Below are 18,410 nucleotides of genomic sequence, written 5' to 3' on the forward strand. Positions count from 1 at the left end.
GTTGGTGCTGGTTTTGTTGGCTTGATTTCATTATTTAATATTTTTGGTCGCTTTGTCTGGGCGACTTCGTCAGACAAATTAGGCCGTAAGCGCACTTACTATATATTCTTTGTGTTAGGTGCGATTATGTATTGCACCGCGACCTACGTGGCAGGCTTTAAATCCCTAGCATTGTTTGTGGCGGCTTTCTGCGTCATTGCTTCTATGTATGGCGGCGGGTTTGCGACGATTCCTGCCTATTTGGCCGATATGTTTGGCACCCAGTTTGTGGGGGCGATTCATGGGCGTTTGCTTACGGCGTGGTCTACCGCTGGTATTGTGGGGCCGGTTGTTGTGAATTATCTGCACGATACACGCGTGGAAGCTGGAGTTCCTTTTGATAAGATTTACGCGCCGATTTTTATTGTATTAGCGGGTATGCTGGTGATTGGTTTTATTGCGAACCTATTGGTTAAGCCAGTGGCTGAAAAATATTACATGACGGATGCCGAGCTAGAGGCTGAGCGTAAATTAGCCCATGAGAAATCTGTCGCAACAAATGGCGGAAAAGCAACTGCAAGTAGTAGCCCACAAGCCAATGGCCACCCAATATTGGTGGTCTTTGCCTGGGCTTTAGTTTTGATACCGATTAGTTACGGCGTTTGGAGCACTGTGCAAAAAGCTTGGAGTTTATTTCACTAAAGTAAGCGGCGAATATGCGGTAAAATACACTTTTGTGAATTTGCATTAGTGATTAAGGAATATACGTGAGAGAAATTGAGAAAAATTTAGAGGGTAAAGGCCTGCAAATTGGCGTGGTGCTATCTAGATTTAATAGTGATATTGGTGATGGTTTACTTAGCGCATGTACGGCTGAGTTGTTAAATCTGGGTGTGGCGAGCGATGATATTACCATTGCAACTGTTCCAGGCGCATTAGAAACGCCATTGGTTTTGCAACACATGGCGATTAGTGAAAAATTTGATGCGCTGATTGCCTTGGGTGCCATTATTCGTGGTGAAACTTACCATTTTGAAGTGGTTTCAAATGAATCTGCGCGTGGTATTTCTGAAGTGCAATTCAATACAGGAATCCCTGTCGCTAATGCTGTATTGACCACCGAAGATGATGATCAGGCAATTGCGCGTATGCATGTAAAAGGCGCAGAAGCCGCGCAAGTGGCGGTTGAAATGGCTAATTTGATTCGGGCGCTATGATGGTGGCGAAAGAGCAAGTTGTTCGTAGCCTAGTAGTAGGCGAAGGTAATAACGAAAGTAAGACAGCCCCTACAAAAAAGCCTTCTGCTAAAAAAAATAACGGAAAGAACCGCAGAAAATCACGCGAGTTGGTGTTGAAAGCGGTGTATAGAGGCATGTTAAATCAGTCGGAATTAGGCCCAATATTTCGCGATATGGCGGATGATCCTGATTACAACAAGGCAGACGAGGCTTATTTTAAACAGTTGCTCGAGGCTGTAAGTAGCCATGTAGTCGAGCTGGATGAAAAATTGGCAAATTTCATCGATCGAAAAGTTATAGAATTAAGCCCGATTGAGCATGCGATTCTAAGGATTTCTGGCTGTGAATTGATGTTCGATTTGAGTATTCCATACCGTGTAGTTATTAATGAAGGCGTTGAGTTGGCCAAAATTTATGGTGGTGTCGATGGCCATAAATATATTAATGGTGTGTTAGATAAACTCGCTGCAGATGTACGGGGTGCTGAAGTTCAAAATGCTAGAATTTAAGCAAAAAGGCTTTTAAATAAGCAAAGTTTAAAAAGATTTGAATTTAAAACTCTAAATTTGAAACTAAGCAAAACATTGGACCGTTGCTTAATGCGGGCAAGCTAATATGAACCTGAGTGGCGTGTTAGAAATTGTACGGTTAACCGATGTGGGTTTGCTTCGCGACCATAACGAAGATACCATTGCTAGCGATGAAACCATTGGTTTAGTTTTACTAGCAGATGGAATGGGTGGCTATAAAGCTGGTGAAGTTGCGAGTGAAATCGCCATCTTGAGCATGACCGGAGAACTGAAAGATACGGTAGATAATCAGCGACCAGGCAGGGTGGATTTGGCGCTGGGTAAGCAGGCTGAAGCGCAACTCATTATAAATGCCGTAAAAAACGCGAATGAGGTGATTTACAGCGTTTCCCAAACTCAGCCACATTGCGCTGGTATGGGAACCACACTGGTGGTTGGCTTGTTTACTAACAATAAAGTTTTGGTTGGTCACATTGGCGATTCGCGTATGTATCGCTTAAGAATGGGTGAATTAAGCTTACTTACCCGAGACCATTCGGTATTGCAAGAGCAGATTCGACTGGGCTTGATTACAGTTGAGCAAGCTAGAAAATCGGCGCATAAAAATTTAGTTACACGAGCTTTGGGCGTAGATGAAACGGTTGAGTTGGAGCTAAACGAGTATGATGTTGCGGTAGATGACTTGTATCTAGTTTGTTCTGACGGTTTAACTGATTTGGTTGAAGATGAGGCAATAGAATCAACGTTGAATCTAGCATCCTCTGATTTAGAAAGTGCTGCAAAAACACTGGTAAAAATGGCGAATGACAATGGTGGTAGTGATAACATTTCTGTCATACTCGTTCGGGTGAATGCGTCTTTTGGCTGTAAAGAAACATGGCTGGGCAATTTGGGCGTCGATAATTTCTTAGGTTGGTTAAAATAGCAGGGTGGATAATGGCTAAGCTGATTTTTTCTTTAGAGAATACAATTTTAAATGAATTCCAACTCAGCAAAGAGCGCACCAGTATTGGTCGTAGGCCGAGTAATGATATTCAAATTGATAATTTAGCGGTGAGTGGTGAGCATGCCGTTATTCTAAAAGTTGGCGACAATTATTATATTGAAGACCAAGACAGTACTAATGGTACCGAGGTTAACGCCAAGCTTGTGAAAAGTCATTTATTGCAAGCTGGAGACTTAATCGAGTTTGGTAAGCACCAATTAAAGTTTGTTAGTGATCCCAAGGTGAAAGAGGCCGCGAATAACGACGGTGGATTTGAAAAAACCATAATGATGCGACCCTCCGACTTTAAACACTTGCTGCAAACGCCAGATATTACAGGCCAAGACGTTACTACAGAAAACCAAGTTGTCGAGAACCAATCCTCCCAAAGTTCAACTGACGAATTAAGTTCAGTAGAGCAGCAAGCAGCATCAGATCAGGTACTACCAGATCAGACAGTGCCAAATCAATCAGTACCAGACCAATCGGTGAATTCTGTAAGTGAGAAGCCATTGGCAATTGGTCGAGTTCAAGTGCTAAATGGCTCCAGTGTTGGTCGTGAGTTGGTTTTGAATAAAGCCTTAACCACATTGGGCAAAACTGGTGTACAAGTTGCGGTAATTACCAAACGCCCACACGGTTATTTTATTACGCACGTTGAAGGTAAAGTATTTCCGGCGATCAATGGTACATCTGCAGGTGCGCAAGCCTATGCTTTACGTGACCATGATGTTATTGAAATTGCCGGGATAAAAATGGAATTTTATTTAGAGAAACTTTAGGTTTTTGCTTTAATTAATAAATTCTCCAATACGAAATATAGTCGTTTGTATATTTTTGATGTCACTTGTAATGAATACGGCTACCTAGAATGATAGATCAACAACATCCCTACTTGCTTAAACGCCTTGAGCGCCTCAATTCCATTGGCGTGGCACTTTCTGCAGAGCGCGATAATAAACGCTTGCTGGAAATGATTTTGTTGGGCGCGCAAGAAATCACCAATGCGGATGGTGGCACTTTATATACCATCACCGATGATAAACATTTGAAGTTTGAAATAATGAATAATAAAACGCTTGGCATTTCGCTGGGCGGTACAACAGGTAAAGAAATCCCGTTCTTACCTATTCCAATGTATTTAGAAGATGGCAGTCAAAATTTAACAACAGTAGCGGCTTATGCCACTTTAAATGATAAAACCGTCAATATTGAGAATGCTTATTTAACGCAGGATTTTGATTTTACAGGTACGCGTAAATTTGACGAGAAAACTGGCTACCACTCTCAATCTTTCTTGACCATACCGATGAAAAATCATGAGGAAGAAGTCATTGGTGTGTTGCAGCTAATCAATGCCATAGATGTTGATACCCATGAAATCATTCCTTTTTCCCTCGCCAATCAAAGTTTAGTTGAGTCCTTGGCTTCGCAAGCCGCAGTTGCGATGACAAATCATGATTTGATTGAAGGCCTAAAGGGTCTATTTGAGGCTTTCATCGAACTGATGGCGGAAGCCATTGACCAGAAATCACCTTATACTGGGGGGCACTGTAGACGTGTGCCTGAACTCACTATGATGCTGGCACAGGCTGCAATTGATACCAAAGTTGGGCCGCTGAAAGACTTTACCTTAAACGAAAAAGAATTTTATGAGTTAAAGATTGCAGGTTGGTTGCACGACTGCGGCAAAGTCACTACGCCAGAATCAGTGATGGATAAGCCAACTAAGCTTTCTGGTATCTTTGATCGCATTCAATTGGTTGATCAGCGTTTTGAGTTGCTTAAGAGTCAAGCAGAATGCACTGCGCTTAAGAATCAACTTGCAATGCTGCGTAACGGCCAACTGGTTGACTTTGCCAAGTCTGCATCAGAACTCGAGGCATTTAATGCCAAGTGTGATGCAGACCGTGATTTTTTGCGAAAATCCAATTTCGGCAGTGAATCAATGACGCCTGAAGATCAGCAGCGCGTCATTGATATTGCAGCAACGCAACTGCAGGATTCGCATGGCAATGTGAGCAGTTTATTAAGTGAAAATGAGATTTATAACTTAAATATTGCTAAGGGTACATTAACCAACGAAGAGCGTGAAATCATCAACAACCACATTGTGGTGACTATTCATATGTTGGATTCATTGCCCTACCCGAATGGATTAAAACGCGTGCCGGAATATGCCTGTGGCCACCATGAGCGAATGGATGGTCGCGGATACCCGAAAGGCTTAACGCGAGAGCAAATGTCGGTGCCGGCTCGCGTAATGGGTATTGCGGACATCTTTGAGGCCTTGACATCAAAAGATCGACCTTATAAAAAAGCCAAAACGCTCACAGAGTCATTGCATATTTTAGGTAAAATGAAAGAAGATCAGCACATTGATCCAGATTTGTTTGATATTTTTGTGCGCGAAAAGGTTTATTTGAAGTATGCGCAACAATTTTTAGAACCCGAGCAAATTGACGAGGTAGATGAAGCTAAGATACCAGGCTATCAGCCATAATGCAGCTAATCTGTTTCGTTATAACTTCATTGCGTGAAAACCCGTTTCATCACGCCTTAAGTAACTACCTTGTTCATACCAATCGCCTAATACCCACCTTGTAATAGTGTGACCATCTAATTGAATTTGATGCTGATCTGGCCTGTGGGTATGACCATGTATCAAAATTTCTGGGTATTGAGTCTTTCTTAATAGTTGATTTACCGCTTGCTGATTCACATCCATAATTAACATGGATTTCTGAGATTTTTCTTGTTCACTTTGTAGGCGAATCGTTTCAATCTGTTTTTTTCTGGATTGTAATGACTGATTTAGAAAATTATTTTGCCATTGCGGGTCTCGTACTTGCAGGCGAAAAGCCTGATAATCGATATCATCCGTACATAAGTGGTCGCCATGACTCAACAAGGTGCGAACACCCTGTAAATCAATCAAAATAGGGTCATCCAGTAGAGTCATTTTTGCGGCATCGCAAAATTGTTGTGAGATAAGAAAATCGCGGTTGCCATGCATGAAATAGATTTTTACGCCAAAATCGGCCAGCGCTCGAAAAGCATTCACAATTAGTTGGTGGTCTTCAAAATCGTCATCGCCCGCCCAATATTCAAATAAATCACCTAATATATAAAGCGCATTGGCCTGTATGGCGATGGTTTGTAGAAAACTTAAAAACGCGGCAGTGATATGTGGTCGGCTGGCGCATAAATGCAAATCGGAAATAAATAAGTCGGGCTTGTACAAGCTCTGTCCTAATTTATTTCCGATATTCTTCATGTTAAACCGAGCAATCAATTTGAATTGGATTGGCTGAACTGTTTAACGCTAGCATTAATTAACTTCGCGTTGCTTTTTCAATGACTACATTATCTACGGGGACATCTTGATGGCCTTTACGGCTGGTAGTTTTGACTTTTTTGATTTTATCTACAACGTCTGTACCTGCTGTTACCTTACCAAATACACAGTAACCCCAGCCACTAGTAGTAGGTGCGCTGTGGTTTAAAAAGTCATTATTGCCTACATTGATAAAAAATTGGCTGCTGGCAGAGTGTGGGGCAGAGGTGCGCGCCATGGCAATGGTGTATTGGTCGTTAGCTAGGCCATTATCCGCTTCATTCTTAATTTCATCTGCAGATTCTTTTTGGTTCATGGTCGCGTCAAAGCCTCCGCCTTGAATCATAAAACCATCAATGACACGATGGAAAATGGTGCCGTCATAAAAGCCATTGTCGACATATTGTAAAAAGTTTGCGACAGTAATCGGCGCCTTTTCGGCATCGAGATCTAAAGTAATTTCGCCAAAGTTTGTTAGTAATTTAACCACAAAATATCCTTATTAATAGTGTTGTAAATGTAGCCTATAAAGGCTGGGTGTTCAGTTTAACTTGATGAATCAGAATCGTGGATTTTGGTACGTTGTAATATGGACCCACATTAATGGTTGGGCTAATGCCGATTTCGCGCACAACATCCATACCTTTTAATACCCGACCAAATACGCAGTAACCGATAGATTCAGCGTCAGGACCTTGATAATTAAGTGGTACGTTATTTTCCAGGTTGATAAAAAATTGCGCCGTAGCGGAATCTGGGTCACTGGTTCTTGCCATGGCAATGGTACCTGGCTCGTTGCGTAAGCCATTGCCAGCTTCGTTGACGATGGGCGCTAATGTTTGTTTTTCCGACATGTCAGCATTAAAGCCACCACCTTGAATCATAAAATGATCAATCACACGATGAAAAATTGTCTCTTTGTAGAAACCGGATTTTACATACTGTAAGAAATTAGCCACGGTTTTGGGCGCTTTTTCGGGATAAAGTTCAACAATAAAATTACCGTGGTTGGTCTCAAAAACCACTTGAGGGTTAGCGGCCAGTGCGGCGGGGCTTGCAAAGGTAGAGGTCGCAAAAACTGCCAGCATTAAAAAAGAGTAGAGTTTACGCATGTGCTTCCTTAAAATTTAAGCGCTAATTTGAGAGAGTTGAAATTTTGCTACGAGGGTTTGGCTAATTTTTAATAACGCTTAAATGTCATTAGGCTGCACCTTCGTAAATGATTTTCCAAGCATTGCCTTCCTGAATCCAGTATTGCCGTTTTTGCATTTTATTGGCTAAGCTGGGAGATTTGAAATCTTGTGTGAAATCAACCACTACAACTTTTTTAGCGCTGGCGTTGTCTGAACGATTATCGGTGGTTGGGTAGGCAAACATACTGATATTAGACAAGCTAATATCGACTTTAGGTTTGGCGGCCTGTACTTTGAATTTATGTGCTGACCATTTTGGTAAATCGATTCCGTCACTTGAAAAATCTTGTGAGTAATGTGAAAGGTATTTTGGCGTATCTTGCGCTTTCCAGTCATTGAGCCAGGCTCTCATGGCGGCCTTTAATGCTTGTTCATCGTTATCAGCACTATCTGCATCTTTCCAAGTTAAGTTGTTGGCAATGACAACTGGCGTTTTGCCAGATTGTAAAACAGGAGAAAGTGCTTTTATATCTTGATTGGTCAGTACTACGCATCCATCGCTAGCATTTGGTGGGCGGCTGTAAGTGTTGCTGGGCGTTCCGTGCAGCCATATGCCTGAGCCACTTCTATTAAATCGAGAATCCCATTCATTGGGGTAATTAAGTGGGTAAGCGCCATCACCATACATGTCAGCCAGCGGCTGTGTTAGTTTTGGTTTAGCAAAATAAACACCAATCGGCGTGCGTTTGTCGCCTTCAGCCTGTTTGTTTACCCCATTTTTCCCTACGGTGACATAGTAATCAGCGATATAACTGAGGCTATCGCCGTTATTTTTGTACAGGTACAAACGTGATTTATCAGTATCAACCACAATGATGTGTGTTTGCTGCTCGCTAGGTGCTAATAAAAGATTGGGTAACTTATCCAAATTTTCGTTTGAAAGATAGCGTTCAATGCGCACACGCGCTTCAGCTTGTAAATCTTTTACCTCATCGGATTTGTTGATATTGGCATTACCAAATGCCTGCAAGTGCTGTGCCTGCGCCATGAGTAAGTCACCGCGTACTAAATAGGCTAATTTAAAGTTTGGAATTTTGTTGATTAGTTCATCAATGGTATTTAACGCTTGCTGGTTTTTACCTTGGGTAATTTCCAGCAAGCTTTTTACCAGCAAGTTTTCTGCTAAACCAGTCAACTGGTTCAATTTAGGCTTAGGCAGTAAATTACCTAAATTATAGCTATTGACTGCCGTAGCGTTCCACGGCAAGAGTGTAATCGCCGCCAATATGATATAGCTTAGTGTTCTATTTAAAACCATATTTTCAACAAATTATCCTAAAGAAACAAACTAGTAATAAACAGGTAGACCGCTTGCTAACCCTAAAGTTAGCAATTCAAAATTCCTGTTTATAGGCTTTAGTCTAGCTACCTGCAATCTCTTGTTGAATGAACCAGTTATTACCTTCTTTTTTCAACACCAGTGTTTTGGTGGTGTAAATCGGCTTGCCATCAGCTTGATACGATTGCTTAAAACGTACTTTAGCATTGTTTTCGTCGATGGCATTAATGTTGATATTCGATACTTCAACATTGATTTTAGCGGGTCGGTTGATGCGTTCACGGCGTTGCTGCTCCCAAGACTTGCGGCTTTCACCTTTGGCTGGCTTAAAGCTAGCGCCATAGCTGGCAAAATACTGCTCCAAGTTTTTGGATGACCATGCCTGCGCCCAAGCGTTGACCGCAGAAGTTAGTGCTTCGTCATTGTTTTTGGAAGCATCCACTGTTGGTTTTGCTGTCTCAGTCGTGGGTTTTATTGCTGCGGCAGTTGGTTTAGCCGCTGTAGCGTCAGCTTTTTTAACTTCAACTGGTTTGCTGTCAGCCAATTTAGTGTCAGCAGTTTTGCTATCAGCTGGACGAATCGGGTTGGCAACCGCTACTTTTGCATCAGTCTTGGCTTGCCCTTTAGAGGCAAGTGAGGTTTTGCTGCCAGTGCCAAACAAATCTTTAATCAATGACAACTTGCCTTCAGCACGACTGTTGCTGGTATCCAACTGCAATGCCTTATCGTAAGCTTCAGAAGCCATGCGTGCATAGATGTCCCCTAGGTTTTCATGTGCGGTGGCATAGCTTGGATGCGTCTTTATCGCGGTTTCTAACGCCTTTCTGGCTTTATCAAACTGGCCTTGGTCGGCATAAAGTACGGCTAAATTGTTGTAAGGTTCAGGCAAATTAGGGAATTTTTCTGTCACATCGGTAAATGTTCTGATGGCTTCATCGCGGCGGCCTTGTTCTGCTAGTAATACGCCCTTCATAAACAATGCCTGTGCATTTTTTGGGTTGGCTTGTATGTAGACGTTTAACCGGTCAATCGCCGCCACCGCCTGGCCTTGGTCGGCCATTTGCGAAATGTCTTTAAGCTCGTCAGCATGCGCAACGGGTGCCAACAGGCTTACCGAGAACACGAACAATGACCTTGTGATTAAAGAGTTTAGCAAAGAAATTAATTTATTCATTGTGATATACTTTTTCTGATTAACTGACAAAGCATAATTCTATCAATAGCCTAGCTAACATCCAATAGCTCATTTGGGATTTATGTACTATATTCGTAATAATTTCTAGATAATTCACTTACTTAAGTAATATTTAACATTATTTTTCATTTAAATCTTAACCAATCTTCCATTTAAATTTTATCTTCAAATTCACAACATGCTAAAAATTTACAATACCCTCGCGCGTGAAAAGCAAATTTTCACACCCATTGTTGCAGGTAAAGTCAGTATGTATGTCTGCGGTATGACCGTATATGACTACTGCCATTTAGGCCATGCGCGCGTAATGGTGGTGTTTGATATGGTTAGTCGATGGCTGCGAACTTCTGGTTTTGAGGTGATTTATGTACGTAACATTACCGATATTGACGATAAAATCATTAAACGCGCCAATGAGAATAATGAGACGATTGGTCAGTTAACGCAGCGTTTTATTGAGGCGATGGATGAAGACTCTGCTAAATTAGGCGTACTGCGGCCTAATATTGAACCCAAGGCAACAAAGTACGTCGATGGCATGATAAAAATGATTTCGGCCTTAATTAAAAAAGGCTTTGCTTATGTTGCCGCCAATGGCGATGTGTTTTATTCGGTAAATAACTTCGAAGGCTACGGCAAACTATCTGGTAAGTCGCTTGAAGACTTGCGTGCAGGAGAGCGCGTAGAGGTTGATACGCATAAAAAAGACCCGATGGACTTTGTGTTGTGGAAATCGGTAAAGCCAAACGAGCCAAGCTGGGATTCGCCCTTCGGTGGGCCTAATGGCGGTAAGGGGCGCCCAGGTTGGCATATTGAATGTTCGGTGATGAGCTCAAATTTATTGGGTGAGCAGTTTGATATTCACGGAGGCGGGCAGGATTTGCAATTTCCGCATCACGAAAATGAAATCGCACAATCTGAGGCTGCGCATAGCCATGATGGTAAGGCATGCCAAATGGTGAATTATTGGATGCACAATGGTTTTGTGCGTGTGGACGATGAGAAAATGTCTAAATCTTTGGGTAATTTTTTTACCATTCGCACAGTGCTGGAAAAGTACGATGCGGAAGTCGTGCGTTTCTTTATTTTACGTGCGCATTATCGTAGCCCGCTCAACTATTCAGACAAACATTTAGACGATGCTAAGTTAGCGCTCACTCGCTTGTACACGGCTTTGCGTGGGCATGTAGTGAGTGACACTGCAATTGATTGGCAACACCCTCAATCAGCACGCTTTAAAGAGGCGCTGGACGATGACTTCAACACACCAGAAGCAATGGCCGTGCTGTTTGATTTGGCTAATGAAGTGAATAAAACTAAAGCAGTAGAAGCAGCTTCTTTGCTTAAAAATTTGGCTGGGGTTTTGGGGTTATTGCAGCGTGATGCAAATGAGTTTTTGCAGGGTGAGGTCATTATCAATGCAGGTGTAGGGCAATTAAACTTAGAGGGGCTTCCTGCAAAAATAACTGGCACGGGAACATCAAGCCAAGCGCAATCAACACATGCAGTGGGCGAATTTACTGTTAGCAATAAAGGTATTGAGCAATTTATTGAGCAGCGTTTAGCTGCCAAAAAAGCAAAAAACTTCGCAGAAGCAGACCGTATTCGTAAGGAGCTCGCAGATGCGGGTATTATTTTAGAAGATTCGCCACAAGGAACGACCTGGCGTCGTGCCTGATTTTAATTAACAAAAAGAACTGAATAAGGAATTTGTTATGCCAGTAAAATTAACTGCCCCAGAAGCCTCGTCCCTATTGCCTGTCAGGGGTGTTCAATTAGGATTTTCTGAGGCGCATGTACGCAAACCAAACCGTAAAGATGTGTTGGTGGTAACGTTGGCAGAAGGCAGTAAAGTGGCTGGCGTATTCACCTTAAATCAGTTTTGCGCTGCGCCCGTCATTTTGTGTAAAGATTTTCTAGCGCAAAAAGCTGGAATTCGCGCTTTACTTGTGAATACTGGCTGTGCCAATGCGGGTACTGGTGAAGATGGTTTAAATCGCGCCAAACAAACTTGCGAGGCTTTGGGTGGATTGTTGAATTTGCAGGCAAACCAAATCTTACCTTTTTCTACGGGTGTAATTTTAGAGCCGTTGCCCGCAGATAAAGTCATTGCAGGCTTACCCGCAGCAATTGCCAATTTAAAAGAAGACAACTGGCTGAATGCCGCAGAAGCGATTATGACAACAGATATTGTTGCCAAAGGTACTTCCCGTCAAATTCAGCTTGGCGGTAAAACCATAACAATTACTGGCATCAGCAAGGGTTCTGGCATGATTCATCCCAACATGGCGACCATGTTGGGTTATGTGGCAACGGATGTGGCTGTGAGCCAATCTGCACTTGAAAGCATCATTCAATATGCAGTGAATAAGTCTTTTAATTGTATTACCGTAGATGGTGACACTTCAACCAATGATAGTTTGATTTTTATGGCGACTAATCTTGCTGGAAACGCTGAAATTACTGAAGCGAGTGCTGACTATATTGTTTTGCGTGATGCGCTAAGCGCGGTAGCAATTGAACTGGCCCAAGCAATTGTGCGCGATGGCGAGGGTGCGACTAAATTTATGACCGTTAAAATTGAAGGTGGCCGAGATGAAGCCGAATGTCGAAAAGTGGCTTATGCGATTGCCCATTCGCCTTTAATTAAAACGGCATTTTTTGCGTCCGACCCAAATCTAGGACGAATCTTAGCTGCGATTGGTTATGCAGGTGTTGATAAGCTGGATGTGAACGCTTTAAAGCTATACTTGGGTGATGTGTTGGTGGCTGAAAATGGGGGAAGAGCAGCCGCTTATCTAGAAGAGCAAGGTTCTGCAGTGATGAAAGAGTCTGAGATTTTAGTACGAGTGGATTTAGCGCGGGGTCAGGCTTCTTGTACCGTTTGGACTTGCGATTTTTCTTACGATTACGTCAAAATTAACGCAGATTATCGGTCTTAAATGAGTGATTTTAATCAACTGTTGCAACATGCGGAGGGCTTACTGGCTAAGTTAGAAGTCTTTGCGAAAAGCTCGTTTATTGCAACCGATTGGTCTGCAATTGCTTGGCGCTGGCAACACAATAAGGGCTATGGTTATTTAGAAGCGATACCACATCCACACCTGATTCAACTGACGGATTTGCATCACATTGATCAGCAAAAAACCGAAATCGTACGAAATACCGCACAATTCGTTAAAGGCTTTACTGCCAATAATGTCTTGCTGACAGGCGCGCGTGGCACAGGTAAATCGTCTATCGTCAAAGCTTTGTTAAGCCAGTTTGCAAGCGAAGGCCTGCGTATCGTAGAGGTTGATAAGCAAGACTTAGTCGATTTGCCACAAATTACTGCCTTGCTTCGTGCGCGTGCTGAACGATTTATTGTATTTTGCGATGACTTGTCTTTTGAGGCGGGAGATAGCGGCTATAAAGCGCTGAAGGTGGTGCTGGACGGCTCGGTGGCAACCACTGCTGATAATATTTTAGTCTACGCCACGTCGAATCGCCGTCATTTGATACCCGAGTTTATGGCCGAAAGTCTAGAAACACAGCATTTAGGCGGTGAGGTTAGGCCTGGGGATACCGTGGAAGAAAAAACTTCCTTATCCGACCGCTTTGGCCTGTGGCTGGCATTTTACGCGTTTGACCAAGAGGAATATCTGACCATTGCCGCACAATGGTTGCGCTATTATGGCCTAGCTTCATTTGATGAAGCGGCTCGAACCGCCGCCTTGCAGTGGTCGCATACACGCGGCTCGCGTAGTGGTCGAATCGCGTACCAATTTGCGCGAGATTATGCAGGCAGAAAACAGTTTGAAGCTACGCAATCAGTTTGATAGATGAATAAGCTTAATGTTACACACGCAGCTGTTGGTGTTATTCAACGCGGCGATGGTGCGGTGCTGTTGGGTGAACGGCCGATTGGCAAGCCATGGGCAGGTTACTGGGAATTTCCTGGGGGTAAAGTCGAAGTCAATGAAACGCCGATTCAGGCCTTAGTGCGCGAGCTGCGTGAAGAACTCGGCATCACGGTTAAGTCGCATTCGCCATGGCTGACCCGCACCTTTGATTACCCCGAAAAACTGGATGCAAAAGGCCGGTTAGAGTCGGCGGCAAAAATCGTTAAACTCCATTTTTTTATCGTGACACAATGGGACGGCGAGCCGCAAGGATTGGAGAATCAAACCTTAAGCTGGCAGACGCCAGAAAAGTTAACGGTTTCGCCGATGCTGCCAGCAAACGCACCTATTCTATCTGCCTTGGGCCTTCCCCAAGTTTACGCGATTACCAACTTGCATGAACTGGGTGAAACCATGTTTTTTGCGCGCCTGAAAACCGCCTTAAATGGCGGTTTGCGTATGATGCAAATTCGTGAGAAGCAATTGTCAGCAGAAGATTTCTTGGAATTTTCTAGGAAGGTAATCTCAATGGCAGAGCCGTATGGCGCTAAAGTTTTTTTGAACTCAGCAAATCTGTTAGAAGAATCTACTCTTTTGAGCTTAGGGGCTACAGGGCTGCATTTGACGTCGAATGATTTAATGCGGGCACAACAAAAGCCCGCTAACATACTCTGTGGGGCTTCTTGTCATAATCGCCAAGACTTAGCGCAGGCAGAAATACTCGGTTTGGATTACGTCCTGCTCTCACCTGTGCATGCAACACAGAGTCATGCTGAAGTAACCCCGTTGGGCTGGAAAAATTTCGCGAAATTAATCCAGGGGTATTCGCTCCCAGTGTATGCACTGGGTGGAATGCAGTTGGCAGACTTACATGAAGCTAAGCAAAACGGCGCACATGGGGTTGCTATGTTGCGCGGTGTGTGGCGTTAATGCTTGTGTGAGGCGGACTCTTTAGGCGCTTGTATATTTGCTTTTATATTTTGTTTGAACTGTTCATTGTTTTTGTTTTTAAAAGTCAGTACAAAATTTACATGTTCGCCAATATTCAGCGGTTTTTTTAAGTCGAATAGCATTAAATGGAATCCGCCAGGAGCCAAACGGTAGGGCTTACCAGCTTCCAGCGCTAGGCTGTCCAGATTGCGCATTTTCATGATGCCATTTTCCATGGTCATGCTATGAATTTCAACACTTCCAGACGCATCGCTGATGGCGCTGACCAAGTCAAGGTTTTCTTTGCTGGTTAAGGTCATGTAAGCCGCACCAACTTCTTGCCCAGGGTTGGTCGGGCGCACCCAAGCCTCACTTATTGCAACAATATCATTGGTAGCGGTGTTGCCTAAGGAAAAAGCGAATGTGCTATTGATCGCAAGCAATAAAAATACAGCGTACTGGTTGAGCTTTCGCATTGCTTGTTTTGGCTGCGGAAAGTTATCAATATTCATAATATTCACTTAATTATTAAAAATCTTCATTACCAATGTCATCTGGTTTGGCCGTTACTGGAATTGCATATTGCTCACTGGCCCACAGCCCAAGGTCGATTAGTTTGCAACGCTCGCTACAAAATGGCCGAAAAGCATTACTAGGAGAAAACTCGGATAAATTTTTGCAGTTAGGGCAAGCGACTAGACGTTTTTTAGTGGTAAGCATTTGAATCAAAATTGTAAATGATGTGTAGGAGCGGTTATGTAAAACAAAAGTAATGCCAATTTAGTAGACTGTTTTAACAGAGTCTAGCGTTTAGTCACTTAAGCGATTTATAAGTTGCAAAGCGTTAATGTAAAGTTGACATCTTCATCGAACTTTTGAGGTTTTTGCATAAAATCGAGTATGTTAAATCGAATATTAATCGCGTATTTATTGGCACTAACCTCAGGGAAGCAAGCAACGCCAACAGGGATGTCAATTTTGAGCATTTGCGCTGGTTTTGACCCTCCTAACATTTGTTGATACGTGCCATTGGGCGCGACTAATTTAGTGCTAGTGCCACTGCCACGCAATATGCGTAAAATAATCATAATAGCATCATGCATCGGAATTAAAGGATTAAGCCAATTTTGCAGGTCATTTCTTCGGCTAGTTTCGCCTAAGCCAAGCCAGTAATGGTAAGAAGGCACATCAAATTCACAGACGCCACCAGGAATGCCAGCACGCTGTTTGATGCTCATTAACCATTCGTTGGTACGCAACGTTTGCCCGAGTTTAGTAGTCTCGATACGCAGAGCATCGGTAGCTACATCAATTTCTTTAAGTATGGCTTCTAATTTGGAGGCAGCAATCGCAGGGTTGCCTCGCAGAGTTTCCATGACGGTTCTTTGACGCACTAATTCTTGCAACAAATCGGACCTTAACTCGGAGCGATCAACAATATCCAGTATTTGTAATAGTGTAAGAAGTGCGCTGTGGTGTTGATATTCATGACTTGCGTCGACGTTGTACAAAACCTTGGCGAACAAATCCTCTACACGTAAAAATGTGCGAATGCGCTCGTTAAATGGATAATCGTAGCTAGGCATGAATCAGCAAATTCTTAGCAAAATCGCAAATTATACATCATGAAGTATTGCCTGACTTTTAAAGTTGAGCTGAATTATCAAATGTATTTGCTAACTATGCAAGTTTTAATGAACTTTTTATGAATTTCACGTATTTTTTCATGAAATTCTGTAATCGATTCGTTGTTTAAAATCACCTCGTCCGCGCCGTTTACGCGAGTGGCTCTTGAGGTTTGCGCGCGCATCATGGCCCGAACTTCTGCTTCTGTCATGTTGCCTCTTGCTAGTGCACGCTTTAGTTGTAAATTTTCATCGCAATCTATTACCAAAATGAGGTCAATGACATCGTTGTAGCGATTATTTTCAAACAACAGTGGAATCGCCAGAATTTGGTAGGGAGGATTAAATTTTTGGTGGTTGTCTGCAAGCAGTTCTAGCGCACGTTGGTGAATAGCCGGATGCATCAAGGCCTCAAGCTTTATCCGCTCTGCTGGGTTGTCAAATATGTGCTTGCGTAATTTTGCGCGGTTTAAAGTACCTTCAGCATCAATAAAGTCTGCACCAAAAATGTGGCGGATTTCATTAAGCAAGGGCTGTTTCGTTGCGGTTAATTCATGTGCAATGACATCGGCATCGACAATGGGTATGCCTAAGGCTGCAAACTCTTTCGTGGCTTCACTTTTGCCCGAGCCAATGCCGCCTGTTAATGCGATTACCGTCATGCACTTAGGTTAAGTAATAGCTGGCAAGTTGTGGCCCAAAAAATAGTGCCGCAATGCCCCCGATGGCTAAAAATGGGCCAAATGGCATGGGTATTTCACGCCCGCGCTTTGTGAACACAATAAGGCTGATGCCAATCACTGCGCCTAATACGGAGGAGAGTAAAATCACCGCTGGCAATAACTGCCAGCCAAACCAAGCGCCAATGGCTGCCAATAATTTAAAGTCACCATAACCCATGCCTTCTTTGCCCGTGACGAGCTTAAATAGCCAGTAGATGGTCCATAAAATGAGATAGCCAGCCACTGCGCCTATTACGGCAGATTTTAAGTCGGTAAAGCCATAATTTAGATTAAATAACAGGCCTAGCCATAACAAAGGTAGCGTGATGTCGTCAGGCAATAATTGTGTGTCGAAGTCAATGAAAGTAAGCGATATCAGCGCAAAAGTTAAAATCCAAGCGTAAATGGTGATGCTGGTATAGCCAAACTTCCAGCTTACTAAGCCAATCAATGCACCAGTAAGGGCTTCTATCAGTGGGTAACGCAGGCTGATAAGAGACTTGCATCCGCTACATTTTCCCCTAAGAAATAAGTAACTAATTACAGGGATATTTTCCAGTGCAGTAATCTTGTGACCGCAAGTTGGGCAGGCTGAGCGTGGGTGTGCCAGTGTGTATTTGCTAGATTCTGGTACGGGTTGACCTTGCAATTCAAGGCAGTTGTTATTCCATTCACGCTCCATTATTTTTGGCAGTCGATGAATAACCACATTTAAGAAACTGCCGACCATTAAACCAAAAATAACAGAAACTGAAATAAATAACGTGGTATTTTGTTGCAAAATATTAGAAATATCTGAAAATCCGCTGAACATAACAATCCTTAAAAATTAGAACATCATCATTTTGTAAACTAAAGGCATCATCGCATCGTTAATAGGGTTGTGGCAACAGTGGTGATTAAAACAGTGACGATTAAATTTAAAGCTCCATTTAATTTAAAGCTCTATTTGGTATAAAGCTAAATAGAGTAAAATTTTCAGAAATATTGCCGTAAAGATTATATAAGCAGCAATTTTAATCGTGCTTTTAAACCTAGCCTCTTGAAATTGCAACTCACTGCCACAAGTATAATGTCATATTATAATAGGTGCATAAGTAATAATTGCAGCATCAGTAAGTAGGAAACAACATGATGGAAATGAACCAACAAAATATAATCGAGCTTTTGCAAGCTGAACATAATCATCCTGAGTGGGATGAGCCTATTGTCTGCCGAGTAGAGGTGGATTTGCCTGCTTGGCTCTCAAAGTTGGCGGGTGGCCGAGATTGGGAAGTTTATTCAGAAGCAGAGGAAGAAAACTGTGTAAGTTTTGCCATGCGCCAAGGTTCTACTCGTAACCCAAAACAAACGCCAAAACTGGCTGAAGTAACCTTGTATCACAACGGCTACGCCATTGTGGACGTGGATGGAAAATCTTTGTTTGATGGCACTTTGACTTCAGGGGCTAACGATTGCGCGCATTTAACTTATTTTCATGCGGATAGTGGTGAAAAAATTACGCTAAATTAATTAT

The 18,410-nt window shown here is 42.8% G+C and carries 21 protein-coding genes; 11 read left to right on the top strand and 10 right to left on the bottom strand.

Translation table 11 applies throughout. The annotated features are described in order from the left end of the window. The 6 genes from HOO90_RS08465 to HOO90_RS08490 all read left to right on the top strand — a co-directional run. Positions 1 to 681, top strand: a 681-nt coding sequence (locus HOO90_RS08465; RefSeq protein WP_292842031.1) for an MFS transporter, incomplete at its 5' end; no start/stop codon positions are given. Between the two features lie 65 nt (positions 682 to 746). After that, positions 747 to 1,196, top strand: a complete 450-nt coding sequence (gene ribH, locus HOO90_RS08470; protein WP_292842033.1) for a 6,7-dimethyl-8-ribityllumazine synthase — start codon at positions 747 to 749, stop codon at positions 1,194 to 1,196. After that, positions 1,196 to 1,726 (top strand): transcription antitermination factor NusB, encoded by a 531-nt coding sequence (nusB, locus tag HOO90_RS08475; protein WP_292842035.1) that lies wholly within the window; start codon positions 1,196 to 1,198, stop codon positions 1,724 to 1,726. The genes ribH and nusB overlap by 1 nt, the downstream gene beginning before the upstream one ends. Positions 1,727 to 1,832: 106 nt before the next feature. Continuing rightward, positions 1,833 to 2,672 (top strand): Stp1/IreP family PP2C-type Ser/Thr phosphatase, encoded by an 840-nt coding sequence (locus HOO90_RS08480; protein ID WP_292842037.1) that lies wholly within the window; start codon positions 1,833 to 1,835, stop codon positions 2,670 to 2,672. Positions 2,673 to 2,683: 11 nt separating this feature from the next. Then, a complete protein-coding gene (locus HOO90_RS08485) occupies positions 2,684 to 3,514 on the top strand; it encodes an FHA domain-containing protein (protein ID WP_292842039.1) in 831 nt (276 codons plus the stop codon). 89 nt (positions 3,515 to 3,603) lie between these two features. After that, complete coding sequence (locus HOO90_RS08490; protein WP_292842041.1) at positions 3,604 to 5,235, top strand: HD family phosphohydrolase; 1,632 nt, start codon at positions 3,604 to 3,606, stop codon at positions 5,233 to 5,235. Between the two features lie 18 nt (positions 5,236 to 5,253). Here HOO90_RS08490 and HOO90_RS08495 read toward each other — a convergent pair whose 3' ends face one another. From HOO90_RS08495 to HOO90_RS08515, 5 genes are all read right to left on the bottom strand, one after another. Next, the gene (locus HOO90_RS08495) at positions 5,254 to 6,009 is read right to left on the bottom strand and encodes a UDP-2,3-diacylglucosamine diphosphatase (protein ID WP_292842043.1); all 756 of its coding nucleotides are present in this window, start codon (positions 6,007 to 6,009) and stop codon (positions 5,254 to 5,256) included. 58 nt (positions 6,010 to 6,067) lie between these two features. Then, the gene (locus HOO90_RS08500) at positions 6,068 to 6,559 is read right to left on the bottom strand and encodes a peptidylprolyl isomerase (RefSeq protein ID WP_292842045.1); all 492 of its coding nucleotides are present in this window, start codon (positions 6,557 to 6,559) and stop codon (positions 6,068 to 6,070) included. A gap of 34 nt (positions 6,560 to 6,593) precedes the next feature. Beyond that, positions 6,594 to 7,181, bottom strand: a complete 588-nt coding sequence (locus HOO90_RS08505) for a peptidylprolyl isomerase (RefSeq protein ID WP_292842047.1) — start codon at positions 7,179 to 7,181, stop codon at positions 6,594 to 6,596. Between the two features lie 88 nt (positions 7,182 to 7,269). Continuing rightward, positions 7,270 to 8,520 carry a L,D-transpeptidase family protein gene (locus HOO90_RS08510; RefSeq protein ID WP_292842049.1) on the bottom strand — a complete coding sequence of 417 codons (1,251 nt, stop codon included), beginning with the start codon at positions 8,518 to 8,520 and terminating at the stop codon, positions 7,270 to 7,272. A 103-nt stretch (positions 8,521 to 8,623) separates the two neighbouring features. Continuing rightward, positions 8,624 to 9,715: a tetratricopeptide repeat protein gene (locus HOO90_RS08515; protein WP_292842051.1), complete on the bottom strand. Its 1,092-nt coding sequence runs from the start codon at positions 9,713 to 9,715 to the stop codon at positions 8,624 to 8,626. 199 nt (positions 9,716 to 9,914) lie between these two features. Between HOO90_RS08515 and cysS the strand changes: the two genes are divergently transcribed. The 4 genes from cysS to HOO90_RS08535 are packed head-to-tail and all read left to right on the top strand — an operon-like array spanning position 9,915 to position 14,547. After that, on the top strand, positions 9,915 to 11,414 hold the full coding sequence (gene cysS, locus HOO90_RS08520) for a cysteine--tRNA ligase (RefSeq protein WP_292842053.1): 1,500 nt from the start codon (positions 9,915 to 9,917) through the stop codon (positions 11,412 to 11,414). 37 nt (positions 11,415 to 11,451) lie between these two features. After that, entirely contained in the window at positions 11,452 to 12,678 is a 1,227-nt protein-coding gene (gene argJ, locus HOO90_RS08525; RefSeq protein WP_292842055.1) for a bifunctional glutamate N-acetyltransferase/amino-acid acetyltransferase ArgJ, read from the top strand. After that, positions 12,679 to 13,554: an ATP-binding protein gene (locus tag HOO90_RS08530; protein WP_292842057.1), complete on the top strand. Its 876-nt coding sequence runs from the start codon at positions 12,679 to 12,681 to the stop codon at positions 13,552 to 13,554. Between the two features lie 3 nt (positions 13,555 to 13,557). Continuing rightward, positions 13,558 to 14,547, top strand: coding sequence for a Nudix family hydrolase (locus HOO90_RS08535; RefSeq protein ID WP_292842059.1), 990 nt, complete (start codon positions 13,558 to 13,560; stop codon positions 14,545 to 14,547). On the opposite strand, the gene HOO90_RS08540 is transcribed toward HOO90_RS08535, so the two are convergent. The 5 genes from HOO90_RS08540 to HOO90_RS08560 all read right to left on the bottom strand — a co-directional run bounded on the left by HOO90_RS08540 (position 14,544) and on the right by HOO90_RS08560 (position 17,708). After that, positions 14,544 to 15,059: a copper chaperone PCu(A)C gene (locus HOO90_RS08540; protein ID WP_292842060.1), complete on the bottom strand. Its 516-nt coding sequence runs from the start codon at positions 15,057 to 15,059 to the stop codon at positions 14,544 to 14,546. The genes HOO90_RS08535 and HOO90_RS08540 overlap by 4 nt on opposite strands. A 16-nt stretch (positions 15,060 to 15,075) precedes the next feature. Then, positions 15,076 to 15,267, bottom strand: a complete 192-nt coding sequence (locus HOO90_RS08545) for a DNA gyrase inhibitor YacG (protein WP_292842062.1) — start codon at positions 15,265 to 15,267, stop codon at positions 15,076 to 15,078. A 107-nt stretch (positions 15,268 to 15,374) separates the two neighbouring features. Further along, on the bottom strand, positions 15,375 to 16,133 hold the full coding sequence (gene zapD, locus HOO90_RS08550) for a cell division protein ZapD (protein WP_292842064.1): 759 nt from the start codon (positions 16,131 to 16,133) through the stop codon (positions 15,375 to 15,377). A 77-nt stretch (positions 16,134 to 16,210) separates the two neighbouring features. Next, positions 16,211 to 16,834: a dephospho-CoA kinase gene (gene coaE, locus HOO90_RS08555; RefSeq protein WP_292842066.1), complete on the bottom strand. Its 624-nt coding sequence runs from the start codon at positions 16,832 to 16,834 to the stop codon at positions 16,211 to 16,213. A gap of 4 nt (positions 16,835 to 16,838) precedes the next feature. Next, positions 16,839 to 17,708 carry an A24 family peptidase gene (locus HOO90_RS08560; RefSeq protein ID WP_292842068.1) on the bottom strand — a complete coding sequence of 290 codons (870 nt, stop codon included), beginning with the start codon at positions 17,706 to 17,708 and terminating at the stop codon, positions 16,839 to 16,841. 317 nt (positions 17,709 to 18,025) lie between these two features. Between HOO90_RS08560 and HOO90_RS08565 the strand changes: the two genes are divergently transcribed. After that, a complete protein-coding gene (locus HOO90_RS08565; protein WP_292842070.1) occupies positions 18,026 to 18,406 on the top strand; it encodes a hypothetical protein in 381 nt (126 codons plus the stop codon). Positions 18,407 to 18,410: the final 4 nt, after the last annotated feature.

It is taken from the genome of Methylotenera sp., from assembly GCF_013141425.1.
Taxonomy (GTDB): domain Bacteria; phylum Pseudomonadota; class Gammaproteobacteria; order Burkholderiales; family Methylophilaceae; genus Methylotenera.

Bases quoted from the DNA above. Each gene is read 5' to 3' on its own strand.
- nusB (WP_292842035.1), top strand. From the start codon at position 1,196: ATGGTGGCGAAAGAGCAAGTTGTTCGTAGCCTAGTAGTAGGCGAAGGT.
- HOO90_RS08480 (WP_292842037.1), top strand. From the start codon at position 1,833: ATGAACCTGAGTGGCGTGTTAGAAATTGTACGGTTAACCGATGTGGGT.
- HOO90_RS08485 (WP_292842039.1), top strand. From the start codon at position 2,684: ATGGCTAAGCTGATTTTTTCTTTAGAGAATACAATTTTAAATGAATTC.
- HOO90_RS08490 (WP_292842041.1), top strand. From the start codon at position 3,604: ATGATAGATCAACAACATCCCTACTTGCTTAAACGCCTTGAGCGCCTC.
- HOO90_RS08495 (WP_292842043.1), bottom strand. From the start codon at position 6,009: ATGAAGAATATCGGAAATAAATTAGGACAGAGCTTGTACAAGCCCGAC.
- HOO90_RS08505 (WP_292842047.1), bottom strand. From the start codon at position 7,181: ATGCGTAAACTCTACTCTTTTTTAATGCTGGCAGTTTTTGCGACCTCT.
- HOO90_RS08510 (WP_292842049.1), bottom strand. From the start codon at position 8,520: ATGGTTTTAAATAGAACACTAAGCTATATCATATTGGCGGCGATTACA.
- HOO90_RS08515 (WP_292842051.1), bottom strand. From the start codon at position 9,715: ATGAATAAATTAATTTCTTTGCTAAACTCTTTAATCACAAGGTCATTG.
- cysS (WP_292842053.1), top strand. From the start codon at position 9,915: ATGCTAAAAATTTACAATACCCTCGCGCGTGAAAAGCAAATTTTCACA.
- argJ (WP_292842055.1), top strand. From the start codon at position 11,452: ATGCCAGTAAAATTAACTGCCCCAGAAGCCTCGTCCCTATTGCCTGTC.
- HOO90_RS08530 (WP_292842057.1), top strand. From the start codon at position 12,679: ATGAGTGATTTTAATCAACTGTTGCAACATGCGGAGGGCTTACTGGCT.
- HOO90_RS08535 (WP_292842059.1), top strand. From the start codon at position 13,558: ATGAATAAGCTTAATGTTACACACGCAGCTGTTGGTGTTATTCAACGC.
- HOO90_RS08540 (WP_292842060.1), bottom strand. From the start codon at position 15,059: ATGAATATTGATAACTTTCCGCAGCCAAAACAAGCAATGCGAAAGCTC.
- HOO90_RS08545 (WP_292842062.1), bottom strand. From the start codon at position 15,267: ATGCTTACCACTAAAAAACGTCTAGTCGCTTGCCCTAACTGCAAAAAT.
- zapD (WP_292842064.1), bottom strand. From the start codon at position 16,133: ATGCCTAGCTACGATTATCCATTTAACGAGCGCATTCGCACATTTTTA.
- coaE (WP_292842066.1), bottom strand. From the start codon at position 16,834: ATGACGGTAATCGCATTAACAGGCGGCATTGGCTCGGGCAAAAGTGAA.
- HOO90_RS08560 (WP_292842068.1), bottom strand. From the start codon at position 17,708: ATGTTCAGCGGATTTTCAGATATTTCTAATATTTTGCAACAAAATACC.
- HOO90_RS08565 (WP_292842070.1), top strand. From the start codon at position 18,026: ATGATGGAAATGAACCAACAAAATATAATCGAGCTTTTGCAAGCTGAA.